Here is a 23,383-nt window from a genome sequence, read left to right as displayed (position 1 = left end):
GCAAACATCGCAAGGGATTACGCAAAGCACACAAGGAAATCAAAAACTTAGCAAACCTTGCGTAAATCTTTGTGACCTTTGTGGTTAAATTATAATACAAACATCATGTCCTACGAACCAATATTTGCCCTTTTTTGTGAACGAGTTAAAGAAAGTATCCAAGCTGGAAGTTTCGCAAAATTGACTTTAGCCAAAACAATAGGCGATACCGAACTTAAAAACATCTATTTTCGTTTAGTTTTGAATGAAGATAATACTTTCTCCATTTCACTAACTTCTCGTTTTAAAACCGAAGAAATTGAAAGCATTCACACTTTAGATGAAGCTTTAGTGGTTTTGGGTTCTTACATCAAAAATCCATTTCTGACAGCACTTTTGTTTACTACAGATAACGACGTTACTTTCAAAGTAAATAAAAAGAACGCGGGAAGTATTATCGAACAGCCTCCAACGTTTAAAAATGCTTCACCGGTTATGCTGGAAATGATTGAGAAAGGGATTGTTTAATACCCCAAAACGTAACACCTAAAATCTTTATATGAATAGAATAATTACACTTTTTGCAATTGCTTTACTATCTTCTTCGATTGCTGCCCAAACAAAAATGAAAGAATATAAGGCAGGTCATACTTTTGATATTAGTCTGCCAGATTATATGAATAAAACGGCTGGATTTAATACCTCTGCTTGCTATTCAATATAAAAGCGAGGTGAAAGAGGTTTACGGTTGTGTTATATATGATACCAAAGAAGAATTGCAGTATGTTGATATGAATTACGCATCAATAAAAGAATTCTATGATGATTTTATAAAAGATTTTTTGGCAGATGAAGAAAAGAAAAGCTTCTCTAAACCTGTTTCAAAAAAAATAGGTGAAATTAATTTTATAGAGGCTGATGCTGTTTATTTTGATAAAGAAGAAAATATAGAAATCTATTATTTAATTGGAATTGTTGAAACTAAAAAATCATTTTATAAAGTTATGTCTTGGACATCTAAAGACAAGAAAGATGCTTTTAAAGCCGATTTTCAAAAAATACTTTATAGTTTAAAAGACTAATTGCAAAAGCCCAAAAAGAAAATTTCCTTTTGGGCTTTTTAATTGATATACTGATCTGTTCTAAACCAGCTTCACAAACAAATTAGAAGCAATTTTATTTGAAATAGATAATTCTCTTTCATCAACTTTAATTCTTACTGATAAATCGAAAGATTCTTTTGATAAAAATTCAATTTTAGAACCTAAAGCAATTTCTTGCTTATCTAAATATTTTAAGAATTCAGAAGAAGTATCTTTTACGCCAACACAAACTCCAATCTGGTTTTCTGATAATTCAGAAAGCAATTGTTTTTCAATTTTAATAATTCGGCCGTTTGCATCTGGAATTGGATCTCCATGCGGATCTTCTGTCGGGTTACCCAAAAAATCATCCAAACGATTAATCAATTGTTCCGATTTAATGTGCTCTAACTGCTCTGCAATATCGTGAACTTCATCCCAGCTGAAATTTAATTTCTCTACCAAAAAAACTTCCCATAAACGATGTTTTCTAACAATCATTTTAGTCGCCAGTTTTCCGTTTTCAGTCAAAGAAACACCTTGGTATTTTTTATAATTTACTAAATCTTTATCTGCCAGTTTTTTAAGCATATCCGTAACCGAAGATGCTTTGGTTTCCATTATTTCTGCAATAGCATTTGTGCTCACTTCAGTCTCTAAAGCGACAGTTAAGTGATAGATAGATTTAAGGTAATTTTCTTCTGAAAAGGTCATTCTTTTTTCTTTTTGAGGGTCAAAGCGACAAAGGGACAAAGGTTCAAAGTACAAACCTTTGTCCCTTTGGAGCTCTGAAACTTTGAGCCTGTTTTATTTAACAATCAACAAAGGTATTGAAATTTTATGTCTCAACTTGTCTACGGTTGTGCCAAAAAGAATATCTTTTAATCCAGTGTGGCCGTGGGTTCCCATAACTAAGATGTCGAAATTTCCTTCGTTTATAATTTTCGGAATTACTTTGTTTGGTTTTCCGAAACCAAGTTCCGTTTTAATTTTAAATCCTTTTTCTGAAAGCATTTCTTGGTACTCTTGTAATAACTTTTCGTCAATAGTGGTTTCATGATCATGAACATGAACTCCGTACATTAAGGCACCAACGGTTTCTACAATGTGAATGAGGGTGTATTCCGTGTCAATGCCGCCCAATTCGAAGGCTTTATTTAAAGCGGCTTCATCAGCATGAGAGAAATCTACAGAAACAGCTATGTTTTTAATGCTTTGCGTTTGTCTCGGCGAAAAATGAAGTTTAAGATTATGAGGGGAATGATTTATAGTTTTGTTTTTTGCTTTAGTTATAAAAGGTTTAAAAACGATGTACAACAATAAAGCTGAAAATCCGAAAGCGAGAGGCACTACCGTAACCCAAAGAATTATGGGATGATTCGAACTCTCCAGCCAAGAACTGATTTCATCATAAACTAATTTGGCATTCAATGAAACGATTATTGTAGCAATAATCCAGGAAACGACCTGAGTAAGTTTAGAAATATGAAAACCATTCATTTTTGATTTATCGCTCACAAAGTGAATCAGCGGAATAATCGCAAACCCTAATTGAAGACTCAAAATAACCTGACTCAAAATCAAAAGTTTTCCAGTGACACTTTCGCCATAAATAAGAATCACGATTACGGCAGGAATAATGGCAATTAAGCGCGTAATAATGCGGCGTACCCAAGGCTGAATTCTGAAATGCAGATATCCTTCCATTACAATTTGTCCCGCAAGAGTTCCCGTTACGGTCGAACTTTGTCCGGCGACTATAAGCGCAACCGCAAATAGAATTGGCGCCCATTTTGTTCCCAATAATGGTTCTAGAAACTGATGCGCATCCTGAATCTCTGCAACTTCAAACATTCCGTTTTTATGAAAAGTTGTCGCGCAAGAATTAAGATTGCCGCATTTACAAAAAAGGCAAGATTTAACGCAATGGTTGAATCAATCATATTGTATTTTAATGCTTGCTTGATTCCGGCAGGAGTTCGGTCAAATTTTCGGGTCTGAACCAAAGAAGAATGCAGATAAAGGTTGTGAGGCATTACTGTTGCTCCAATAATTCCGATGGCGATATACAAAGCGACCGAATTTGGAATTGAAGGTATAAGTCCTTGTAAGACTTTGCCCATTTCTGGTTCGGCAAAAATCATCTCAAAAATAAAAGAGAATCCGATTATAGCCACCAAAGCGATGATAAAAGCTTCCATCTTACGAATTCCTTTATTGATCAGGAAAAGCAGTAAAAAGGTGTCTAAAACCGTAATTAAGACCGCTTCAAGTAACGGAATTCCAAAAAGAAGATTAATTCCAATCGCCATTCCTAAAACTTCTGCTAAATCGCAGGCGACAATAGCAATTTCAGCCAAAAAATATAAAATGTAATTGATGTATTTCGAATAGGTTTCTCGCGAAGCCTGCGCAAGATCGCGCTGTGTTACAATTCCGAGACGGGCACTTAGACTCTGCAAAAGCAAAGCCATTAAATTACTCATTAACAAAACCCAAACTAAAGTGTAGCCAAACTGGCTTCCGCCGGCAATATCTGTGGCCCAGTTTCCAGGATCCATATAACCGACACTTACTAAATATGCTGGTCCTAAAAAGGCTAATATTTTCCTGAAACCTGTTTTTTTATGTTGGGTAGCAACCGATTCGTTTACTTCTTCTAAAGATTTAGTCATTGTAAAAGTATTGTTTTCACAAATATATAGAAAAATTACATTCGCGAAACAATATTTTTAGACGAGTCTAAATGTTAAATGTTAGAATTTAAACATTTTGGACATAATCCTGATAAAGTGAAATTTATCTCGTTGACTTTATAATTGTGCGGCATAATATAACTTGGCTTTACATTTTCAAGGCAAGTAATCTCGCGACAGTTTTCACAGCTAAAATGCGCGTGATTATGAATATGCACCCGATTATGCGCATGATTGCATTTTGCATATTTTACTGTTCCGTCGAGATTTGAAATTTTATGGATAATATCGTCGTTTACCAAGCGGTCTAGAATTCTGTAAATAGTAACGCGATCGCATACATCGTTCAATTGTTTTTGAATTTCTGTGTGCGAAAGTGCTGTTTTTGATTTCTCAAAAACCTCTAATACAGCTGTTTTTGCTGTGGTAGTGCGTGTAGTCTTCATTATTTAATGCATTAAAAATTAAACGCAACAATGTTGCAATTGAATTAAAATTGTATATTTGCAACAAAATTGCATTAAGCAAATTTACAAGAAATGAAGAAAACTACCTCATCCTTTTACGATATTTTAGGAATTTCAAGTGCGACTATTTGTCTCGTTCATTGTTTGATTTTTCCACTTTTAACGATTCTGCCTTTGGGGCTGAGTCACAATCCAATTATCGATTTACTATTTGCTTCAATCGGTTTATTTGCAATCCTCAAAATTACGAAAAAATCGAGTCTTTTGGTTTCGTCAATTTTGATTGTTTCAATGAGCCTCATTTGGATCAGTATTTTGGTCGATTTATTCTTAGAGATTCATCTCGATTTAATTTATTTCGGAAGTATCGGAATGATTACTGGGCATTTGATTAATTACAAATTACACAAAAAACAAAATCATTAAAAATATAATTATGAAACAAACGAATTTTGAAGTGATTATTATTGGCGGAAGTTACAGCGGATTGTCTGCGGCTATGAGTTTAGGACGTTCTTTGCGACAGGTTTTGGTTATTGACAGCGGTCTGCCTTGTAACAAACAAACACCGCATTCTCATAATTTTATTACGCAGGACGGGGAGAAGCCCGCTGTTATTTCGGCGAAAGCCAAATTGCAAGTGGAGCTTTATAAAACAGTTCATTTTTACAACGGACTTGCCGTTAAAGCGGTCAAAAATGAAAATGGTTTTGAAATCTCTACGGCATCTGGCGCTGTTTTCACTTCCAGAAAAGTTTTATTTGCAACCGGCGTAAAAGATTTAATTCCAGAAATTAAAGGTTTTGCAGAATGCTGGGGAATTTCAGTTTTACATTGTCCGTATTGTCATGGTTATGAAGTTAAAAATGAAAAAACAGCCATTATTGCCAATGGCGAAATGGCATTTGACTTCGCAAAACTCATTTCGAATTGGACTAAAGATCTGAGATTATGTACAAATGGAAAATCGACTTTGACATTGGAACAAACTAAAACACTTCAGAAAAAAGGAGTTCTGATTTTCGAAGAAGAAATAGATTCTTTTGAACATAAAGAAGGATATATCCAAAATATCATCTTCAAAAACCAGGAAAAAGCTGCAGTAAAAGCTATCTATGCCAGACCTCCATTTGAACAGCATTGTAATCTGCCAAAAGATTTGGGCTGTGAAATTAACGAACAAGGTTTGCTAAAAGTCGACTTTATGCAAAACACAAATATTTCTGGCATTTACGCAAGCGGCGATTGTACAACTCAAATGCGATCTGTTGCCATTGCGGTTTCTACAGGTTCTTTTGCAGGAGCAGTGATTAATAAAGATCTTATTGAAGAGGATTTTTAGGACTGTAATTTCAAATATTATAAACACATAGGCACATAGTATTTGTTGTGGTTAAAGGCGTTTCACTTTCATTAATACACATAGCTATGTGTTAAAAGCTAGCTTTTTTTAATATCCTTATTCTCTAATAATTCTATGAATCTATGTGTTTGGAAAAAAATATAACATATTGACATAAATAAAGTTATAAATTTATAAATTTTAATTCATTGTTTATCAAATTTAATTTTTAGTTTTGTCTAAATTTAATTTTACCACGATGAAAAATTCAATTTGGATATTGATATTATTTACTTTACAATTTTCTTTTGCTCAGGAAACAACCAAAATATCAGGTTTTATTTCTAGAGAAGGAAGAAAAATACAAGCCGCAAATGTTCATTTACTGGGAACAAACCAAAAAACAATTTCAGATAGTTTAGGATATTATGTTTTTGAAAATGCGGCAGTAGAAAATGGCAGAATTCAAGTGACCTCAACTGGACTCAAATCTGTTACCCAAAGATTTTCAATTATAAAAGGACAAAATCTAAATCTTGATTTTGATTTAGAAGACAATGACAATCAATTGAACGAAGTTGTGGTTTCCGGAACTTTAAAAGCAGTCAAGCGCTTGGAGAGTGCCGTTCCTGTTGAGGTTTATTCTCCCACTTTTTTCAAAAAGAATCCAACTGCCAGTATTTACGATGCACTTCAAAACATAAACGGCGTTCGGCCACAGCTCAATTGCGGGGTTTGCAACACTGGCGACATTCATATAAATGGTTTGGAAGGTCCGTATACTTTGGTTTTGATTGACGGAATGCCAATTGTGAGCAGTCTTTCGACAGTTTATGGTTTGTCTGGAATTCCCAATTCCTTGGTAGAACGAATTGAAATCGTAAAAGGTCCCGCTTCCTCTCTTTACGGAAGTGAGGCTGTTGGTGGTTTGATTAACATTATCACTAAAAATCCAACAAATGCTCCTGTTTTTTCTGCAGATTATTTTACGACTTCTTATTTTGAAAGTAATCTTGATTTGGGAATGAAGTTTAATGTCGGCAAAAAAGCAACCTCTCTTTTAGGCGTAAATTATTTCAATTACGATCAGGTTATTGATAAAGACAATGACAATTTTACCGATGTAACGCTTTCTGAAAGAATTTCGGTTTTTAATAAATGGAATTTTCAGCGAAACAATAACCGTCTTTTTACGATTGCGACTCGCGGAATGTATGAAGATCGCTGGGGCGGAGATGTGCGCTGGGAGAAAAAATACCGCGGAGGTGACGAAATTTATGGAGAAAGTATTTATACCAAAAGAGGAGAATTAATTGGAAGTTATCAATTGCCGTTTGAAGAAAAACTAATGCTTTCGTTCTCTGGAAATGTACATTACCAAGACAGCCGTTACGGAACGACATCTTATATTGCGAATCAAAAAATTGGTTTTTTACAGCTGACTTGGGATAAAAAAATTGGTCGAAATGATTTACTTGCCGGAATCGCCACTCGATATACGTATTACGATGATAATACGCCAGCAACAAATGAGGCTGAAAGTACTTGGCTTCCGGGGATTTTTGTTCAGGATGAAATTACTTTTTCTCCAAAAAGTCAGGTTTTGCTGGGAGCGCGCTACGATTATAACTCAATTCACGGTTCGATTTTTACACCGAGAGTAGCTTATCGGTTTAAGGCAAGTGAAAATACGATTTTCAGATTAAACGCTGGAACTGGATTTAGGGTTGTGAATCTATTTACCGAAGATCACGTCGCGCTTACAGGTTCGCGAGATGTTGTGATTCAAAATGATTTAAAACCCGAGAAATCTGTAAATGTGAATTTGAATTATATTCAGAAAATCAATTTTGGAGATGGAACTTTTATGGGAATCGAAACAACGGCTTTTTATACCCGATTCAGCAATAAAATCATTTCAGATTACGAAACCGATCCCAACAAAATCATTTATGATAATATTGATGGTTATGCGATAAGTCAAGGAATTAGTACGAATGTCGATTTGAATTTTACAAATGGGTTAAAGTTTATTCTCGGGGCAACAGTTTTAGACAATAAAAATGTTCAGGACGGAATTTCAGAACGACCTTTTCTAACCGAAAGATTTACTGGAACTTGGACCGTTTCTTATAAAATACAGCCTTGGAATTTATTAGTGGATTATACGGGGAATGTTTACAGTCCGATGAAACTGCCTCTGCTTAGCGAAAATGATCCAAGAAACCCGAATTCGCCTTGGTACAGCATTCAGAATATTCAGTTTACGTACACAGGCTGGAAAGATTTTGAAGTGTATGGCGGTGTTAAAAATTTGCTGAACTTTACTCCAAAGCAGAATAATCCGTTTTTGATTTCAAGAACGAATGATCCTTTTGATAAAAATGTGCAATACGATTCGGCTGGAAAAGTAATGGTAACTCCAGACAATCCATACGGATTAACATTTGATACAACTTATGTTTATGGACAAAACCAGACGATTCGCGGGTTTTTAGGATTGCGATATAATTTGAGATAAATTTATGAGACCACAGATTGAAATGATTATAAGGATTTTCTTTTGCCACGAATTTCACGAATTTCCGCTAATTTTTAGATAAAAATTTATTATTCAATTCGTGCTAATTCGTGAAATTCGTGGCAAAAAATGAAAACAAATGAAAAAACTATTTCTCCTAATATTCTTCTTCGGAATAACTTCAACAGGATTTTGCCAGTTAAAAGGCAGAACTTTTGAAGAAGTAGATCGTTTACAGCAAATTCAAAAACGAAAAACAATCGTTTTCATTCATACCGATTGGTGCCAATTTTGCCAGAGAATGAAAACAACGACTTTTAAAAACAAGGAAGTCAACGAGAAACTGAACTCAAATTTCTATTTTATTGATTTTAATGCCGAAGAAAAACGAAATATTACGTTTAATAATCAGACTTTTAAATTCAAACCAACAGGAAATAATGTTGGTGTTCATGAACTTGCCCTGCGACTCGGAACAATGAATAATCAAATTGTATATCCCGCTTTATGTGTTTTGAATGAGAAAAACGAAATTATACTACAGTACAACAACTATTTAAGTCCAAAGGATTTTAAACTTCTTTTAGAAAAATTAAAACAATAAAATTAGATTGTCAAAAAAGACGCATTTTATTGATAGTTAGATAAATAATGCTTTTTACACATCTCTATTGAAAGTTAATTTGTAAATTAGTTATGGTTATTTAAAGTGTAATTTTACTGATAATCAGCAAGATATGTTTATTGCTCTTTGAATTGTCTACTTTTTTAATATTTTTCAGATAATAAAAAAAACAAAAAGTGAGTTTTAGTTAAAAGAAAAGACATTTTTTTTAAAATGAACGCAACCAAATCCATTTTTGGTTATCTATAATTTATAGTCAGGCTTGTAAAAGATAATAGAGACGAAACAGAAATGATATGGGGATATTTAAAAGTATTAAAAGTTACTATAAAAGAAAAGAGATAATCAAGAATCAAGTGGATCAATCTATTCCAAACTACGAGATTTATGATGTGGATAAGAGAACGATTGTTTTTTTTGATATTAATCTACCTTCATTAGATTTAGATTCTGGTTCTAATAGACTCAGAGAGATCATTCTGCTTTTTAAAAATAAAGGTTATAATTGTATTATTTGCTCAAAAAATACATTCCGAGATAACAAATATGTTAAAGGATTTAATGATTTGGGCGCAATTGTTTACGTAGAAACCACTCAGTATGAAAATTATTTTGATTTTGTAAAAAAAATTCCAAAAGTTGATTTTGCATGGTATCACGGAGCGAGAAGTTTAGATTATAATTTTAAGAAAGTAAGAAAGTCTCTTCCAGATGTTATATCCATTTTTGATATGGTTGATATTCATTTTCTACGTTATAAGAGAGCCATTAAAATTGATCCGATGAGAATTTCGCTCAGAAAAAATTATAATAGATTCTTCAATATAGAAACCAAATTAGCTCAAAATGCAGATTATGTAGTTACTATTTCTGATATTGAGAAAGAAATTATGGCAAAATATATTGATAACAAAAAATTGATTACCATTTCGAATATTCATTATCAGAAAATTAAGAAAGAAGAAGCGGCGCCTTTTGAGGATCGTGAAGATATATTATTTATAGGTTCAAAACATGAGCCTAATATTGATGCGGTTAATTATTTATATAATGAAATTATGCCAATTGTCTGGAAACATAATTCAGAAGTAAGAGTTAATATTATTGGTAATGTAAATGAAAAGATCAAGAAAATTTCTGACTCAAGATTTATCTTTCATGGCTACGTTTCGGATATAAATCGTCTTTTTACAGAAAATAAAATAATGATAGCACCTTTGCGCTACGGCGCTGGAGTAAAAGGAAAGATAGGGCAGGCTTTTGAATATTATCTGCCCGTTATAACTTCTTCTGTTGGTGCGGAAGGTATGCAATTAACGCATCAAAAAAATGCTTTGATTTGTGATACGAGAGAAGAATTTGCATCGACTATAATGGATTTGTACAATAATAAAGCTCTTTGGCTAAAATTACAGCAAAATTCTGAAAAAAAGTCTTGAACCATTTTCAATGCAGGTTTTAGAATCTACTTTTTCAAGAATTGACGCCCTCTAGTTCAAATATGTTATCGAGTATTTTGTAATTGGCTTTAAGACTATGGTGATTATTGAAAAAAGAGGCGACTTCTGAACTGATTTTGATATAGAAATCCTCGTCGGTCAGTAGTTTATGAATATCATTAGCAAATTCATTCTCATCATCTGAAACTAGACAGCCGTTATTGGTTTTGTTTACTAAACCATCGACACCTCTTTCATTGCAGACAACCGGAATCCCGAAGGATAAAGCCTCAATGACTTTAATTTTAACGCCAGTGCCAGCTCAGCATGGGACATATTGCTAGTTTAGACTGGCTGTAAACCGAGTTTAAATCCTCGATAAAATTGATCTTTTCGACATTGGTAAAATCATCAATGTACTTGCAAATTTTGCCAATCACCACGATTCGGGTAGATTTGGATAATAAGGGATAAACGGCATTGAAAAACCAATTAGCCGATTTTATATTATGTTCGTTATCGCTGGCAACGTAGATTAAATCGTATTTACTCTCAGTTTTCGAATTGTAATTTTGAGGTAAAGCATGCGTGGCGAGTGCTGTTTCTTTCTTGATAAATTGAGAGAATAGGAATTTTTCTTCAGGAGAAATAACTAAGATTTTATCAAATAAACTTAAAATTTCTATTTCTTTTTCAAAAAAACGTCCTAATTGAAACTCCTTTTTTCCTTGTAATTGAGAAGTCAAAAAATCGTGTGTATCAATCATTAATTTCGCATTTTTAATATTGGGACTGTTCTTAATTAGTTTCGCCCAGTACACGTATGACATCAAGATAACATCATATTCATTCTCTTTTAAAATAGTATTAAAAGCTTCGACATGTCCTATACGTGTTCTATCAAATAACCCTATTTTTCGTCCAATTCTATTGGGAAGAGACTGGTAAAAAAAATACTTCATTTTATTTTTCTTTCGAATAAAAATGGGAAGTAAATGACCGTTAGAAATAAGTTTTTCTTCTTTAAGCTTGTTTATTTCATTAGCTGTAAATTCAGTTGTGGCAACACCAACAAAATCAACAGTTATATTTCTATTTCTAAAATATTCCAATAATGCCAGAGCCCTCGCATTATTTCCCTGCGTTTTGTGTAATGGATTTTCGGGATAGAAGTATAAAATTTTCATATTTAATTCAAATTAATTAGTTTTAAAAAACTGCTTGTCCATTTGTTCAAAAAACGATTCGATTCCAAATTTTTTCATTGTCATTTTATGAATTTCTTCGGGAGTAAAATTTTCAGAATCTTCGATACATTGATCAAAAAAATCAAAGATCGTTTCATCAATTCTTTTCGGCGACAAATAAGCGCCAGGTTGTTTTTCGGCGACTAATTTGGGTAAAATGCCAACAGCATTTCCTGCAATCGGTCTTCCGCAGGCTAGAGCTTCTATCGTTACCATTCCAAAACTTTCGGAATAAGACGGATAAAAAATAATAGACGCTTTAGAATAGGCTCGTTCATTAATGTTATCAATTGTCAGCCCAATTAAAATATCAGTATTGTTCAGGTTTTTAAAAAGTGCGGCATTATAAGAATTATTAGAAGCAATTAGAAGTCTCCAATCCTCTCGCGATTCTACAAGTTTTGCAAGTTCTTGCAATTCTGCTACGCCTTTTCCGTATTCCAATCTTCCTATATAAACGACTGTTTTAAAAGAGTCTGCTGTTTTTTTTATCGGATAAAAATTATTCCTATCAATGCAATTTGGAACAACGCTTATTTTATCCTTATTTATTCCATAATATTGAATTAAATCTTCTTTTACATTCGATTCTACCGCAATTATTTGTTTGGCATTTAGGCACGCTTTCATTTGCAGTTTGGCAATTCTGCCCATTTTGGAATTGTTTTTGCCATAATCCAATTCCATTTTATGATAACAGCCATGAGAAATTACATAATCTGTAGCATAATAAGCAGTTGGTTCGCCATTGCTGATTACGATTTTATTAGAACGATAATTTAACCACAAAAAAGCAGTTGCAAACCTGGCAATGTATTTCGCTCTTCGTTTTTCAAAATGTCTATAGTGGAATAATTTCCAATACAACTTTCCTGTAAAAGTATTTTTTAAAAAATCTTCGTCGATTATCTGAGTTAAAATCTTTCTGCTTGTGAGATATTCATCTAAATAATGAACCATGCGCTCTGCGCCTCCGGCATTCGATTTCCCGTTAAGAAATACCAAATAAGCTTTACTTGTTTTTTTCATCAGAAGTTGTTCTTAATATTTCTGTTATTCATCAAAATAGAAACCACTTTTTTTCTTTTTCTGCCAATTACTTTGATAAATAATGCCCAGATAAATTTTACTTAACTGTTCTACAGTAAGTTGTTTTTTCTCTATTCCATATTGTTTTTTGTAATGATATACTTTGAAAAGGCTTCCAATAGGAAGAATGTCAATCAGTCTGGTTTTAAGTAAATATTCTCCATAAATCACATATTCACTTGGAGAGTAACTTTTTTGGTCTATTTTATTAAAAAAATCATCAAAAGTCAGATTTAATTCTTTTAAGAAGACATCGTTAAAATGTTGCCAGACTTTACAGCTCCAAATATAGGGAGATGGACCGTAATCCCATTTTTTACCTGTATTTCCAAAAAATGGTCTCGTATCTCTCAATGCTCTTTTAAAAAAAATAGTATCTGGATCCATGCCAAGTCTTGCGCTTATTTCCAGTAAATCTTTAGATTCCTGCATTACGGTATAAGGCGTTTGATCATCATACATAAAATCAGAAAAATAAAAATCACGTATAAAAAGGGAATCAGAATCTAGAGAAACATAGTTTTCGCAGATTTTAAGCTTATAAACATTAGATTTTATAATTTGCTGGTACCTCCATCCTTCCGTAATAGTTGTTGTAGTAATTTCAGAATCTCTATAGACCTTATATTTTTTAAAACAATCTGCATTTAAGACATCAAAATGTTCGTCATTTACTGAAATATATACTGGAATATTATCTTTATTAAACTCGTCTATTGATTCTAAAAGTTTGTAAACTCTTTCAAAGTCAGGTTCGTAAGTCTTGATGAAAAGAATTAATTTATGCATATAAAATTTTTGTTATGGAATAATAAAGATAAACTCATTATTTAAAATTAAGGGAAAAATGAAATAATAATTGGCTTGCCGATTTTAAATATTTTCGGAAAAATAAAATTCCTTATTTTTGAAAATGGACTCTTCTCAAATTAAACACTTCGATTACATTTTTACAGGAACAGGACTTGCCTCTTTAATGACCGTTTATAAAATGATGCAGTCAGGAAAATTCGCGACCAAATCGATTTTACTTTTGGATCAAGATTCAAAGAAAAACAACGATAGAACCTGGTGTTTTTGGGAAAAAGAAGAAAGTGTATGGAAATCTGTTATTTCTAAAAAATGGGATCTGGCTTTATTTGCCAATGAAAATTTCAAACGCGATTTGGCGTTGAAGCCTTACCAATACAATCAAATTCGGGGAATTGATTTTTATGATTTTGTTTTCAAAGCACTTTCAGAATATCCCAATATTACGTTTTCCAATGAAAAAGTAACCGATATCAACGAGCTCGAAACACATGTGTATGTAGGAACAGAAGAGAATAGATATACGGGCAATTACTTATTCAACAGCATTTATACAAAGGCTTTCGCCGAAAGTCAAACTAAATATCCCGTTTTGCGACAGCATTTTATAGGTTGGTTTGTCAAGACGGAAACAGCGATATTCAATCCAGAACAAGCCACGTTCATGGATTTTTCTTTAGAACAAAAAGGAAATACAAGATTTATGTATGTTTTGCCGACTTCTACAACCGAAGCTTTGGTGGAATATACTTTGTTCTCAGAAAAACTGCTTGCAAAAGAAGAATATGAAAAAGAGATTCAAAACTATTTAAATAAACTTGGTGTAGACCAATTCGAAATCCGAGAAAAGGAGCAGGGAAGTATTCCAATGACTTGTTTTCCTTTTTGGAAAAAAAATACCAAACGAGTTTTGAATATCGGTACTGCCGGCGGATGGACAAAAGCTAGTACAGGTTACACCTTTAAAAATTCAGATAAAAAATCATCGGAATTAGTAGATTTCCTTCAAAGTGAAAATGTAAAAATGTCATCATTTCATAAAAAAAGACGTTTTTGGTTTTATGATTTATTGCTTTTAGATATTCTATATCGTCATAATGAATTGGGAAGTTCTATTTTTTCTTCGTTATTCAAAAAGGGAAATCCTGCGTTGATTTTTAAATTTTTGGATGAAGAAACAAATTTAATTGAAGATTTAAAAGTTATTTTAAAATGTCCTAAAATGCCGTTTATTAAGGCTTTGTTTCGCGTGCCATTTAAATCTGCATAAAATCTTCCTATCAAAATGAATGAAAATTGTCTTATTCTTTTGTTTTAATAACTTTTTAAGGGAATAAAAAAGTTGTGATAACATTTACTTTGTCTAATATAATCGATTATTTACGATAAGGAATTAATGGGAATTAGAAAGCACTTACAACTTGATATAGAGACAGAAGCGATAAGTAAAATTTGCAAAGCACTCGGACATCCAAGACGAATTCAGATAATGACGCTTTTATGGAAAAGAGATAATAGAACCTGCGGCAGAAATTGTTGAGTTAATTCCATTAGCGCAATCGACAATATCAAAACATTTATTAGAATTAAAAAAAGCAAATCTGATAAATATAAAGAATCAAGGAAAAAAGACGATTTATTCAATAGATCTTGATAACATACAAATCCTTAAAAGATATTTAACCAATTATATTTCCACCATAGAAATTGCCGAACAAAATAAGACAACCGTTTTAACAACACAACATAAAATTAGAAGAGGAAACAGCCATTTGAAGCAGTATAATTATCAATTTCCGCATAAAAAAAGTAAAACTGTTGAGGCTTTAGAATAATTAATCTTCTTTTTTATGATCTTTTCATTTTGTTTCTATTTTGAAATGAGAGTGTTGAAATACAATAATTCTATTAAAACAGTATTCTCCGTATCATTTAAAATTTAATATCGAACTATAACAAAACTTTATACTTCAAATTAAGTAGTTGCGAGTAAACTTTGTAACTTTGCACTTCAAAAGTAAAATTTAAAAGACAAGAATATGTATCCACAAGAAATGGTAAAACCTATGGAAGCTGAATTAACAGTCGCTGGTTTTCAAGATTTACATAGTGCTGATGCTGTTGATAATGCTATCAAAGCTGAGGGTACCACTTTAGTTGTTGTAAATTCAGTTTGCGGGTGCGCACGCAAGAAATGCACGTCCGGGAGCAAAAATGAGTTTAGAAGGAGCTAAAAAACCAGATCACCTTATTACAGTTTTCGCTGGTGTTGACAAAGAAGCTGTTGATGCTCGCAAGACAACATATGTTTCCTTTTCCTCCATCATCGCCATCTATGGCTTTGTTCAAAAACGGAGAATTAGTTCACATGTTAGAGCGTCACCACATCGAAGGCCGTCCAGCTGAATTAATCGCTGAGAATTTGCAAGATGCGTTTAATGAATTTTGTTAACTCCTAAGATGCTAAGGTTCTGAGATACTTACGTTTTAGGTTCAAAGAGGCAAAGGTACAGAGGTACAAAGATTAAAGGGGCTGTTTCATTTTTGAAACAGCCCCCTTTTTATTTTGTTCAGTAGGAACATTTCGTCGGTAGCTTAAAAAATATATTGTTATCAAATTTTGCGTTCCGTGGGAACGTTTGTTTATGCGGCATTTAAAAATAGATAAAATCAAACGTTCCCACGGAACTTAAGGTGTGGCGATCATTGTTTTTTTACCAATGAAACATTCCTACGGAATGATAATGGCTGTTACAAAACCTTTGAACCTTTGCCACTTTGTATCTTTGAGCCTCAAAAAAAAAATCAATTCCACCCTCCCCCTAGAGCTTTATACAATTGAACCATTGAACTCAATTGTTTTTGCGTTAATTGCGAAAGGCTTAACTGAGCTTCAAATAATGATCTTTGGGCATCTAAAACTTCTAGATAAGAAACGTAACCATTATAATATCTGGCATTTGATAGATCATAATTTTTCTGGGCGACAACAACTTGCCTGTTTCTTGCGGTCCATTCTTCTTTATACATTTCGACATTACGAAGCGAATTTTCAACTTCAGATATAGCGGTTAAATACGTTTTCTGAAAAGTAAATTTTACTTCTTCGGCAATTTGTCTGTTGACGTCAACGCGTCTTTTGTTTTTTCCGAAGTTAAAAATTGGACCGGCAACTCCTGCGCCTGCACTTTGTAAATACGACCCATCATTAAATAAATCGCCAACAGCAATACTCGTAAAACCTGCGATAGCCGCAATATTGAATGAAGGATAGCGCATTGCCTGTGCAACGCCAATTCTTTCATAAAGCCGCTTTGTATAAATATTCCTGACGCTTGACATCGGGTCTGTTTTCTAATAAAGCCGATGGAACTGAAGTTGGAAAATTGGTCAAAATTAATAAGTCGCTATTGGTTTTTCCACGCAGAATAGGTCGCGGTACTTGTCCGACTAAAATCGAAATAGAATTTTCTAAAGCCGTAATTTGTCTTTTAATAGCAGGAATATTGGCTTCGGCAATAGCAACCTGCTGTTCAATTTGCACTTTATCCAATTCAGCTACATAACCGCTTAGAAAACGCTCGTTGATAATGTCGTAAGCTTTTTGCCTTGTTTCTAAAGTATGGGTTGTAATTTCTAATTGATTATCGTAATCACGAAGTTCAAAGTAGGAAATGGCAATAGTGCTGACAATATCCGAAAGAACCACTTTTCTGGCTTCATCAGAAGCTAAAAGTTCATTTTGAAGCGCTTTATTTTGATGACGGTATTTTCCCCAAAAATCCAATTCCCAAGACATATTAACTAGTGCTGATGAAGGTCGCATAAAGGTTTCTGCCGTGTTAACCTGACCAGAATATTGAAAAGCTGGATATAAATCGGCTTTTGCAATGCCGAGATTAGCTCTCACTTGTTCCAAACGAGCCAATGCAATTTTAAGATCATAGTTGTTTTGAATTCCTTTTTCAATCAATCCTATCAAGACATCATCGTTAAATATCGATGACCATTTTATCGTTGTTACAGAATTTGTAGTGTCTGTAGTTTTTTCCCTGTAGCGGAAATTATCGGTCTGAGGCTGTTTGGGTTTGACATATTTTGGTCCTACCATGCATCCGTAAGGAAAAACAGCCATCAAAAATAGCACGAAAAGTATTTTTATATTTTTCATTTTTTCTTCCGCTTTAGGTTCATCGATTTCCTCAGATTTTTTCTTTCCGAATGTTTCAATAAATACAAATAACACCGGAATCAGACAAACACCTAAAATGGTGGCGACAAGCATACCGCTAAAAACGGTCATTCCCATTACTTTTCTCGCTTGAGCTCCAGCTCCAGTTGCGGTTAATAACGGAACAACTCCCAAAATGAAAGCAAAAGCAGTCATCAGAATTGGGCGGAAACGTAATTTGGCGGCATATAAAGCGGCTTCTTTTACCGGCATTCCTTTTTCGTATTGTTCTTTGGCAAATTCTATAATCAGAATGGCATTTTTAGCGACTAAACCAATCAGCATTACCAGACCAATTTGTGCGAAGACATTATTAACATAATCGGGACTAAACAATCGGCAGAGATATAATCCCAAAAAGGCGCCAAAAACTGCAAAGGGCGTTCCGAGTAATACGCTGAAAGGAAGTTTCCAGCTTTCGTATTGCGCGGCAAGAATTAGAAATACAAAAACCAAAGCCATTAAAAACACGGTATTCCCTTTTCCTTCGGCTTGTTTTTCCTGAAAACTCATATTCGCCCATTCATAATCCATTGCGGCGGGTAATACTTTTACAGCTGTTTCCTGCAAAGCATTCATAGCTTCGACCGAAGTAAATCCGGGAGCGGGAGTTCCGCCAATTTCTGCGGCACGGAATAAATTAAAGCGGGTAGTAAATTCAGGTCCGCTTTCTTTTCGGATTGTGGCGATACTCGAAATCGGAATCATCTTGTTATCCCGACTTCGAACAAATATCTTATTAATGTCTTCCGGATTTACGGTAAAACTCGGATCAGCCTGAAGCAGAACAATATACTGACGCCCAAATTTATTGAATTCGTTAATATATTGTCCTCCTAAACTGGCTCCAATAGCGAGATTTACATCTGATAAATTAAGACCGAGTTCCGTGACTTTTTCCCGATCAATATCGAGGCTAATTTGCGGAACATTTGGATTGAAAGTCGTTCGGATAGTTCCAATTTCTGGTCGTTTTTTGGCTTCGTCCATAAATCGCTGTGCATTTTCGTAGAGATATTGCGGTGTGTTTCCTTCTTTATCCTGAAGCATCATCGAAAATCCGGTCGCATTTCCGATTCCAGTAATGGGCGGAGGGCCAAAAGCGAAAACGGTGGCTTCGGGAATTCCAAAAACTACTTTTCCGTTTACTTCTTTTAATATTTGAAAAACGTCTTGTTCCCGTTCTTTCCATTCTTTTAAAGCGACAAAGAAAAATCCGTTATTGGTGGCGACTGAGTTTTTAATCAAACTGAATCCGGCGACAGAAGTGTAATATTCAACGCCTTCATTTTTAGATAAAATATGTTCTATTTTCTCAATTACTTTTCCAGTTCTTTCCAGAGATGAAGCGCCGGGTAATTCTATGTTCACAAACATATAACCCTGATCTTCTTCGGGAACAAACCCACCCGGAATTTTTCCTCCTAAGAGAATAATCGCTCCAACGACAATTCCGATAAAAATAAAACTTCGAGCCGTTTTTTTGATTAAATAACCAGAGAAACCTGTGTATTTATCCGTAAAAGCGCCAAACTTTCGATTGAAAGCGACAAAGAATTTTCCAAGCCAGCCTTTTGCCTCTTGATTGGGTTTCAATAAAAGCGAACATAAAGCCGGACTTAAAGTTAAAGCGCTTAAAGCGGAGAAAATCACAGAAATAGCAATTGTAATGGCAAATTGCTGATAGAGTCGTCCAGTTATTCCGGGCGTTAATGCAACAGGAATGAATACGGCTGTTAACACAATCGCAATGGCAATTACGGGTCCGGAAACTTCTTTCATCGCCTGATTAGTGGCTTCTTTTGGTGACATACCTTGTTCAATATGATGCATTACGGCTTCGACGACGACAATGGCATCATCGACCACAATACCAATCGCGAGAACTAATCCTAAAAGTGAAAGTACATTAATTGAAAAACCTAAAAGAGGAAAAAGCATAAAAACCCCAACCAAAGAAACAGGAACGGTCAATAACGGAATTAATGTCGCGCGCCAATTTTGCAAGAAGATAAAAACCACGATGATTACCAGAATAATAGCTTCGACCAAAGTATGTATGATTTCATTTATTCCTTCAGAAATCGCTAAAGTTGTATCTAATGAAACGCGATATTTTAAATCCTGTGGAAAACGTTTGCTTAATTTTTCGATTGTGTTTTTGACATTTTCGGCAACTTCCAAAGCATTAGAACCCGGCATTTGTTTAATTCCGATGGTTCCGGCCGGGCTTCCGTTTAATTTTGCAACAGATGCATAACTTTCTGTTCCCAATGTAACGGTTCCAATATCTTTAAGCCGAACCTGCTGATTGCTAATGTTAGATTTAAGAATGATGTTTTCAAAATCTTCGGGATTAATCAAACGATCTTTTAAGGTTACATTGTATGTAAATTCGTTGTCGTCTGTTGCGGGCGGAGCTCCAAATTTTCCTCCGGGCGAAATGGCATTTTGTTCTTTAATTGACTGAATAATATCGGGAACGGTGAGGTTGTACTTCGCCATTATATCGGGCTTGACCCAAATTCGCATCGCATAATTACTTCCTCCGTAAAGAGTAACTTCTCCAACTCCTTTAATACGTGCCAAGGCATCTACTAGATTGATACTGGCGTAATTGGTCAGGAAATTATTGTCGAATGTTTTATTGGGGAGTACAGCGACAAAATCAGCATCGGCATCGAGAGCGATTTTTTGGTCGTAACCCCGGTTGTTTTTACGTCGTTGGGTAGTTTATTGGTAGCTTCGTTTACTCTGTTTTGGGTAAGCATGGTGGCGATGTCCAAATCAGTTCCCATATCGAAGGTAATGTTTAACGTCATGCTCCCATCACCTGTATTGGTCGACTGCATGTAGAGCATATTTTCAACTCCGTTTACTTTTTGCTCGATTGGCGTTGCAACAGCTTGTTCTACATTTAAAGCATTTGCACCACGGTAACTTGTGGAAACCTGTACCAAAGGCGGTGCAATTTCGGGATATTGCGCAATGGGAGTTCCGAGTATAGAAAGTCCTCCAACAATAACGATAAATATGGATAGTACAATGGCGACTATCGGTCTTCTCACAAAAAAATTATCCATAATTTAGTCGTTTAGAGATGATGCAATCTGCTTCTTGTCTTTGTCGGCAACGTACGGTACGGGAACAACTTGTGAGCCTGGCTGAATAAACTGATTACCAATAATCGCCACTTTTTCGTTGGCTTTTAAACCTTTTGTAATAATCCAGTCAACTCCAATTTTTTGTCCAACTTCGACCATTCGGGTTTGAATGGTGTTTTTCTCATCAATTACAGAAACTGAAAAAAGTCCCTGAATCTCTGTAACTGCTTTTTGCGGCACAACGATGGCATCTTTTTGTGTTCGAAGTAAAACACGAACTTTCGCAAATTGCCCAGAACGTAAAGTACCCTCTGGATTGGGGAATTGGGCTTCAATGGTTACAGTTCCTGTGGTTGGGTCGATTTTGCTATCTGAAAAATTTAAAGATCCTTTTTCGGGATGGGTGCTTCCATCAGAAAGAATTAATTGTAGGTCTGAAATACGTTCTCCGGCTCTGGTTTGTTTTTGATATTTAAGAAAGTCAGATTCACTTACTGTAAATTGTACTCTGACTTTTTCAAGTTTTGAAACCGTGTTTAGTTTTGAGGCATTTCCTATTTTAGTAATATAATCGCCCAATCGTGCATTCGAAAGTCCGATTACACCATCTATTGGTGATTTTATATTAGCATAACTTCTTTCTATCTGTTGATTTTTTAAACTTGCCTGAACACTGGTGTAGTTTGATCGCGCCGCTTTTTCTTTGGCTACAGCCGCATCTAATTCTCTTTTACTAACAGCGTTCATATCTGCCAATGGCCGAATGCGTTTGAGTTCTTCTTCTGCATTAACCAAGCCACTTTGTGCGACTGCGACTTGTCCGCGGGCTTGTTCGACTTTAGTATCATATTCCAGGGGATCAATAGTATATAATAACTGGCCTTTTTTAACGTGTTGTCCTTCCTTGAAGTGAATTCCAGTTAGAATTCCGTCCACTCTTGCGATTAATTCAATGTCTAAATCTCCAAAAGTTTGTCCTGCGAAGTCTTTGTAAATGGGGACATCTTCGCTCTTGACCGTTACAAAAGGAGCCTGCATCGGCGGGGGGCTTTCTTTTCTTCTTTTTTACAAGAGATGAAAAAGGTTAATACTAAAAGAATGGGGAGGAGTGGTTTGGGTAGTTTTAAAGCATTCATAATCATAAATGTTAAAATTGTACCATATAAATGTAATCAATATTTTGTAACACATTGATAAACAGTGCTTATTTTTTATTAATGCAATTTTGTTGCGGATATAAAAAGATTACATACTGCTTCTATATTTTAATGTTCCATGATTTTTATCATTTTTAAAATTGAATTGAAAGACTTACCTTTGCGCCCGAATTCACTCAGAAATTGAATTCAATATATATTCTTAACTTAAAACTGTTTATAGCATGCAACTGTACAACACTTTGAGCGCAGAAGAAAGAGCCATCCTGATTGATGATGCTGGTAAACAACGTCTTACGTTGTCTTTTTATGCGTATGCCAAAATTGAAGATCCCAAAAAATTTCGCGATGATTTATTCCGTGCCTGGAATGCACTTGATGCTTTAGGCCGAATTTATGTTGCCAACGAAGGAATAAATGCTCAGATGAGTATTCCTGAAGAAAATTTGGAGGCTTTTAGAACAACTCTTGAAGTTTATGATTTCATGAAAGGTATTCGTTTGAATGAAGCCGTAGAACATGATGACCATTCATTTTTAAAATTAACCATTAAAGTGCGTCATAAAATCGTTGCCGACGGTTTGAACGACGAAACTTTTGATGTAACCGATATTGGCGTTCACTTGAAAGCCAAAGAATTCAACGCTATTTTAGATGATCCAAATACGATTGTAGTTGATTTTAGAAATCATTATGAAAGTGAAGTAGGACATTTTAAAAATGCCATAACTCCAGATGTTGAAACTTTTAGAGAGAGTTTACCAATCATCAACGAACAGCTTCAAAACCATAAAGAGGATAAAAATCTGGTGATGTATTGTACAGGCGGAATTCGTCGCGAAAAAGCCAGTGCGTATTTTAAACACCAAGGTTTTAAAAATGTGTTTCAATTAGAAGGCGGAATCATCAATTACGCTAAACAAATTGAAGCTGAAGGTTTAGAAAGCAAATTCATTGGAAAAAACTTTGTGTTTGATAATCGTCTAGGCGAAAGAATTACAGACGATATTATTTCGCAATGCCATCAATGCGGCAAACCTTGTGACAATCATACCAACTGCGAAAACGACGGATGTCATTTGTTGTTTATTCAATGTGATGAATGTAAAGCAGCAATGGAAAACTGTTGTTCTACAGAATGTTTAGAGATTATTCATATGCCTTTGGTTGACCAAGTTCGTTTAAGAACCGGAAAGCAAGTTGGAAACAAAGTATTTAGAAAAGGAAAATCGGAAAACTTAAAATTCAAACATTCAGGCGAGCTCCCAAATACTGCTTTAGCAACTTCTGAAAAGCCTGCAGATATCCGTCAGAAAATAAAAGTAAAGAAAGTACTTCTTGGAAAAGCGGAGCATTATTATGTAAAAGCACAAGTGGGACAATTTACTATTGAAAATCAACAGTTAAACGTTGGCGATAAAATCTTAATTTCTGGACCAACAACTGGCGATCAGCAACTGACCTTAGACAAAATGGTCGTTGACGGAGCAGAAACTACAACTGCTAAAATTGGCGACAAGGTTACTTTTGAGGTTCCTTTTCGTATTCGTTTGTCAGATAAATTGTATAAAATTGTAAATTAGCAAAAATTTTA

18 protein-coding genes and 3 pseudogenes are annotated in these 23,383 nt (G+C 34.5%); 10 read left to right on the top strand and 11 right to left on the bottom strand.

What is annotated here, in order from left to right; genetic code table 11:
• Window positions 1–105 precede the first annotated feature (105 nt).
• Both ACZZ95_RS04850 and ACZZ95_RS04845 read left to right on the top strand, forming a co-directional pair.
• Window positions 106–507, top strand: a complete 402-nt coding sequence (locus ACZZ95_RS04850) for a hypothetical protein (RefSeq protein WP_463468226.1) — start codon at window positions 106–108, stop codon at window positions 505–507.
• Window positions 508–710: 203 nt separating this feature from the next.
• Window positions 711–1,061 carry a hypothetical protein gene (locus tag ACZZ95_RS04845; protein ID WP_463468225.1) on the top strand — a complete coding sequence of 117 codons (351 nt, stop codon included), beginning with the start codon at window positions 711–713 and terminating at the stop codon, window positions 1,059–1,061.
• A 60-nt stretch (window positions 1,062–1,121) separates the two neighbouring features.
• Here ACZZ95_RS04845 and ACZZ95_RS04840 read toward each other — a convergent pair whose 3' ends face one another.
• The 3 genes and pseudogenes from ACZZ95_RS04840 to ACZZ95_RS04830 form a co-directional block, all read right to left on the bottom strand.
• Window positions 1,122–1,775, bottom strand: a complete 654-nt coding sequence (locus ACZZ95_RS04840) for a metal-dependent transcriptional regulator (RefSeq protein WP_463468224.1) — start codon at window positions 1,773–1,775, stop codon at window positions 1,122–1,124.
• 93 nt (window positions 1,776–1,868) lie between these two features.
• Window positions 1,869–3,736: pseudogene (locus ACZZ95_RS04835) on the bottom strand (Nramp family divalent metal transporter).
• A gap of 74 nt (window positions 3,737–3,810) precedes the next feature.
• Window positions 3,811–4,203: a Fur family transcriptional regulator gene (locus tag ACZZ95_RS04830; protein WP_463468223.1), complete on the bottom strand. Its 393-nt coding sequence runs from the start codon at window positions 4,201–4,203 to the stop codon at window positions 3,811–3,813.
• A gap of 93 nt (window positions 4,204–4,296) precedes the next feature.
• Here ACZZ95_RS04830 and ACZZ95_RS04825 point away from each other — a divergent pair, with 93 nt between their 5' ends.
• From ACZZ95_RS04825 to ACZZ95_RS04805, 5 genes are all read left to right on the top strand, one after another.
• A complete protein-coding gene (locus ACZZ95_RS04825; RefSeq protein ID WP_463468222.1) occupies window positions 4,297–4,650 on the top strand; it encodes a MerC domain-containing protein in 354 nt (117 codons plus the stop codon).
• Between the two features lie 10 nt (window positions 4,651–4,660).
• Window positions 4,661–5,566 carry an NAD(P)/FAD-dependent oxidoreductase gene (locus tag ACZZ95_RS04820; protein ID WP_463468221.1) on the top strand — a complete coding sequence of 302 codons (906 nt, stop codon included), beginning with the start codon at window positions 4,661–4,663 and terminating at the stop codon, window positions 5,564–5,566.
• Between the two features lie 259 nt (window positions 5,567–5,825).
• A complete protein-coding gene (locus ACZZ95_RS04815; protein WP_463468220.1) occupies window positions 5,826–8,087 on the top strand; it encodes a TonB-dependent receptor in 2,262 nt (753 codons plus the stop codon).
• A 139-nt stretch (window positions 8,088–8,226) separates the two neighbouring features.
• Complete coding sequence (locus ACZZ95_RS04810; protein WP_463468219.1) at window positions 8,227–8,691, top strand: thioredoxin family protein; 465 nt, start codon at window positions 8,227–8,229, stop codon at window positions 8,689–8,691.
• Between the two features lie 317 nt (window positions 8,692–9,008).
• Entirely contained in the window at window positions 9,009–10,151 is a 1,143-nt protein-coding gene (locus tag ACZZ95_RS04805) for a glycosyltransferase (RefSeq protein WP_463468218.1), read from the top strand.
• A 34-nt stretch (window positions 10,152–10,185) separates the two neighbouring features.
• Here the strand turns inward: ACZZ95_RS04805 and ACZZ95_RS04800 are convergent, their stop codons facing one another.
• Genes ACZZ95_RS04800 through ACZZ95_RS04785 form a run of 4 tightly spaced genes read right to left on the bottom strand, consistent with a single transcriptional unit; the run spans window position 10,186 to window position 13,276 of the window.
• On the bottom strand, window positions 10,186–10,425 hold the full coding sequence (locus ACZZ95_RS04800; protein ID WP_463471624.1) for a glycosyltransferase: 240 nt from the start codon (window positions 10,423–10,425) through the stop codon (window positions 10,186–10,188).
• A gap of 31 nt (window positions 10,426–10,456) precedes the next feature.
• Entirely contained in the window at window positions 10,457–11,338 is an 882-nt protein-coding gene (locus tag ACZZ95_RS04795) for a hypothetical protein (protein WP_463468217.1), read from the bottom strand.
• Window positions 11,339–11,350: 12 nt separating this feature from the next.
• On the bottom strand, window positions 11,351–12,427 hold the full coding sequence (locus ACZZ95_RS04790; protein WP_463468216.1) for a glycosyltransferase family 4 protein: 1,077 nt from the start codon (window positions 12,425–12,427) through the stop codon (window positions 11,351–11,353).
• Between the two features lie 24 nt (window positions 12,428–12,451).
• Window positions 12,452–13,276 (bottom strand): DUF6492 family protein, encoded by an 825-nt coding sequence (locus ACZZ95_RS04785; RefSeq protein ID WP_463468215.1) that lies wholly within the window; start codon window positions 13,274–13,276, stop codon window positions 12,452–12,454.
• A gap of 124 nt (window positions 13,277–13,400) precedes the next feature.
• Between ACZZ95_RS04785 and ACZZ95_RS04780 the strand changes: the two genes are divergently transcribed.
• Both ACZZ95_RS04780 and ACZZ95_RS04775 read left to right on the top strand, forming a co-directional pair.
• Window positions 13,401–14,567, top strand: a complete 1,167-nt coding sequence (locus ACZZ95_RS04780) for a lycopene cyclase family protein (protein WP_463468214.1) — start codon at window positions 13,401–13,403, stop codon at window positions 14,565–14,567.
• A 769-nt stretch (window positions 14,568–15,336) separates the two neighbouring features.
• Window positions 15,337–15,749 (top strand): annotated as a pseudogene (locus ACZZ95_RS04775) (BrxA/BrxB family bacilliredoxin).
• 353 nt (window positions 15,750–16,102) lie between these two features.
• On the opposite strand, the gene ACZZ95_RS04770 reads toward ACZZ95_RS04775, so the two are convergent.
• From ACZZ95_RS04770 to ACZZ95_RS04755, 4 genes and pseudogenes are all read right to left on the bottom strand, one after another.
• Window positions 16,103–16,639 carry a TolC family protein gene (locus tag ACZZ95_RS04770; RefSeq protein ID WP_463468213.1) on the bottom strand — a complete coding sequence of 179 codons (537 nt, stop codon included), beginning with the start codon at window positions 16,637–16,639 and terminating at the stop codon, window positions 16,103–16,105.
• The gene (locus ACZZ95_RS04765) at window positions 16,599–17,408 is read right to left on the bottom strand and encodes a TolC family protein (protein ID WP_463471623.1); all 810 of its coding nucleotides are present in this window, start codon (window positions 17,406–17,408) and stop codon (window positions 16,599–16,601) included. The genes ACZZ95_RS04770 and ACZZ95_RS04765 overlap by 41 nt, the downstream gene beginning before the upstream one ends.
• 120 nt (window positions 17,409–17,528) lie before the next feature.
• A pseudogene (locus tag ACZZ95_RS04760) lies at window positions 17,529–20,611 on the bottom strand (efflux RND transporter permease subunit); the annotation flags it as partial.
• A 3-nt stretch (window positions 20,612–20,614) separates the two neighbouring features.
• Window positions 20,615–21,670 carry an efflux RND transporter periplasmic adaptor subunit gene (locus tag ACZZ95_RS04755; RefSeq protein ID WP_463468212.1) on the bottom strand — a complete coding sequence of 352 codons (1,056 nt, stop codon included), beginning with the start codon at window positions 21,668–21,670 and terminating at the stop codon, window positions 20,615–20,617.
• Between the two features lie 343 nt (window positions 21,671–22,013).
• Between ACZZ95_RS04755 and trhO the strand changes: the two genes are divergently transcribed.
• The gene (gene trhO, locus ACZZ95_RS04750) at window positions 22,014–23,372 is read left to right on the top strand and encodes an oxygen-dependent tRNA uridine(34) hydroxylase TrhO (RefSeq protein WP_463468211.1); all 1,359 of its coding nucleotides are present in this window, start codon (window positions 22,014–22,016) and stop codon (window positions 23,370–23,372) included.
• Window positions 23,373–23,383 lie beyond the last annotated feature (11 nt).

Source organism: Flavobacterium sp. AC267 (assembly GCF_979258715.1).
Note: the sequence above shows the minus strand (reverse complement) of the source record. Positions and strands in the feature narration are given on the sequence as shown.

Bases quoted from the DNA above. Each gene is read 5' to 3' on its own strand.
- ACZZ95_RS04790 (WP_463468216.1), bottom strand. From the start codon at position 12,427: ATGAAAAAAACAAGTAAAGCTTATTTGGTATTTCTTAACGGGAAATCG.
- ACZZ95_RS04755 (WP_463468212.1), bottom strand. From the start codon at position 21,670: ATGCAGGCTCCTTTTGTAACGGTCAAGAGCGAAGATGTCCCCATTTAC.
- ACZZ95_RS04810 (WP_463468219.1), top strand. From the start codon at position 8,227: ATGAAAAAACTATTTCTCCTAATATTCTTCTTCGGAATAACTTCAACA.
- ACZZ95_RS04830 (WP_463468223.1), bottom strand. From the start codon at position 4,203: ATGAAGACTACACGCACTACCACAGCAAAAACAGCTGTATTAGAGGTT.
- ACZZ95_RS04780 (WP_463468214.1), top strand. From the start codon at position 13,401: ATGGACTCTTCTCAAATTAAACACTTCGATTACATTTTTACAGGAACA.
- ACZZ95_RS04815 (WP_463468220.1), top strand. From the start codon at position 5,826: ATGAAAAATTCAATTTGGATATTGATATTATTTACTTTACAATTTTCT.
- trhO (WP_463468211.1), top strand. From the start codon at position 22,014: ATGCAACTGTACAACACTTTGAGCGCAGAAGAAAGAGCCATCCTGATT.
- ACZZ95_RS04765 (WP_463471623.1), bottom strand. From the start codon at position 17,408: ATGGTAGGACCAAAATATGTCAAACCCAAACAGCCTCAGACCGATAAT.
- ACZZ95_RS04795 (WP_463468217.1), bottom strand. From the start codon at position 11,338: ATGAAAATTTTATACTTCTATCCCGAAAATCCATTACACAAAACGCAG.
- ACZZ95_RS04820 (WP_463468221.1), top strand. From the start codon at position 4,661: ATGAAACAAACGAATTTTGAAGTGATTATTATTGGCGGAAGTTACAGC.
- ACZZ95_RS04825 (WP_463468222.1), top strand. From the start codon at position 4,297: ATGAAGAAAACTACCTCATCCTTTTACGATATTTTAGGAATTTCAAGT.
- ACZZ95_RS04770 (WP_463468213.1), bottom strand. From the start codon at position 16,639: ATGTCAAGCGTCAGGAATATTTATACAAAGCGGCTTTATGAAAGAATT.
- ACZZ95_RS04805 (WP_463468218.1), top strand. From the start codon at position 9,009: ATGGGGATATTTAAAAGTATTAAAAGTTACTATAAAAGAAAAGAGATA.
- ACZZ95_RS04785 (WP_463468215.1), bottom strand. From the start codon at position 13,276: ATGCATAAATTAATTCTTTTCATCAAGACTTACGAACCTGACTTTGAA.
- ACZZ95_RS04850 (WP_463468226.1), top strand. From the start codon at position 106: ATGTCCTACGAACCAATATTTGCCCTTTTTTGTGAACGAGTTAAAGAA.
- ACZZ95_RS04840 (WP_463468224.1), bottom strand. From the start codon at position 1,775: ATGACCTTTTCAGAAGAAAATTACCTTAAATCTATCTATCACTTAACT.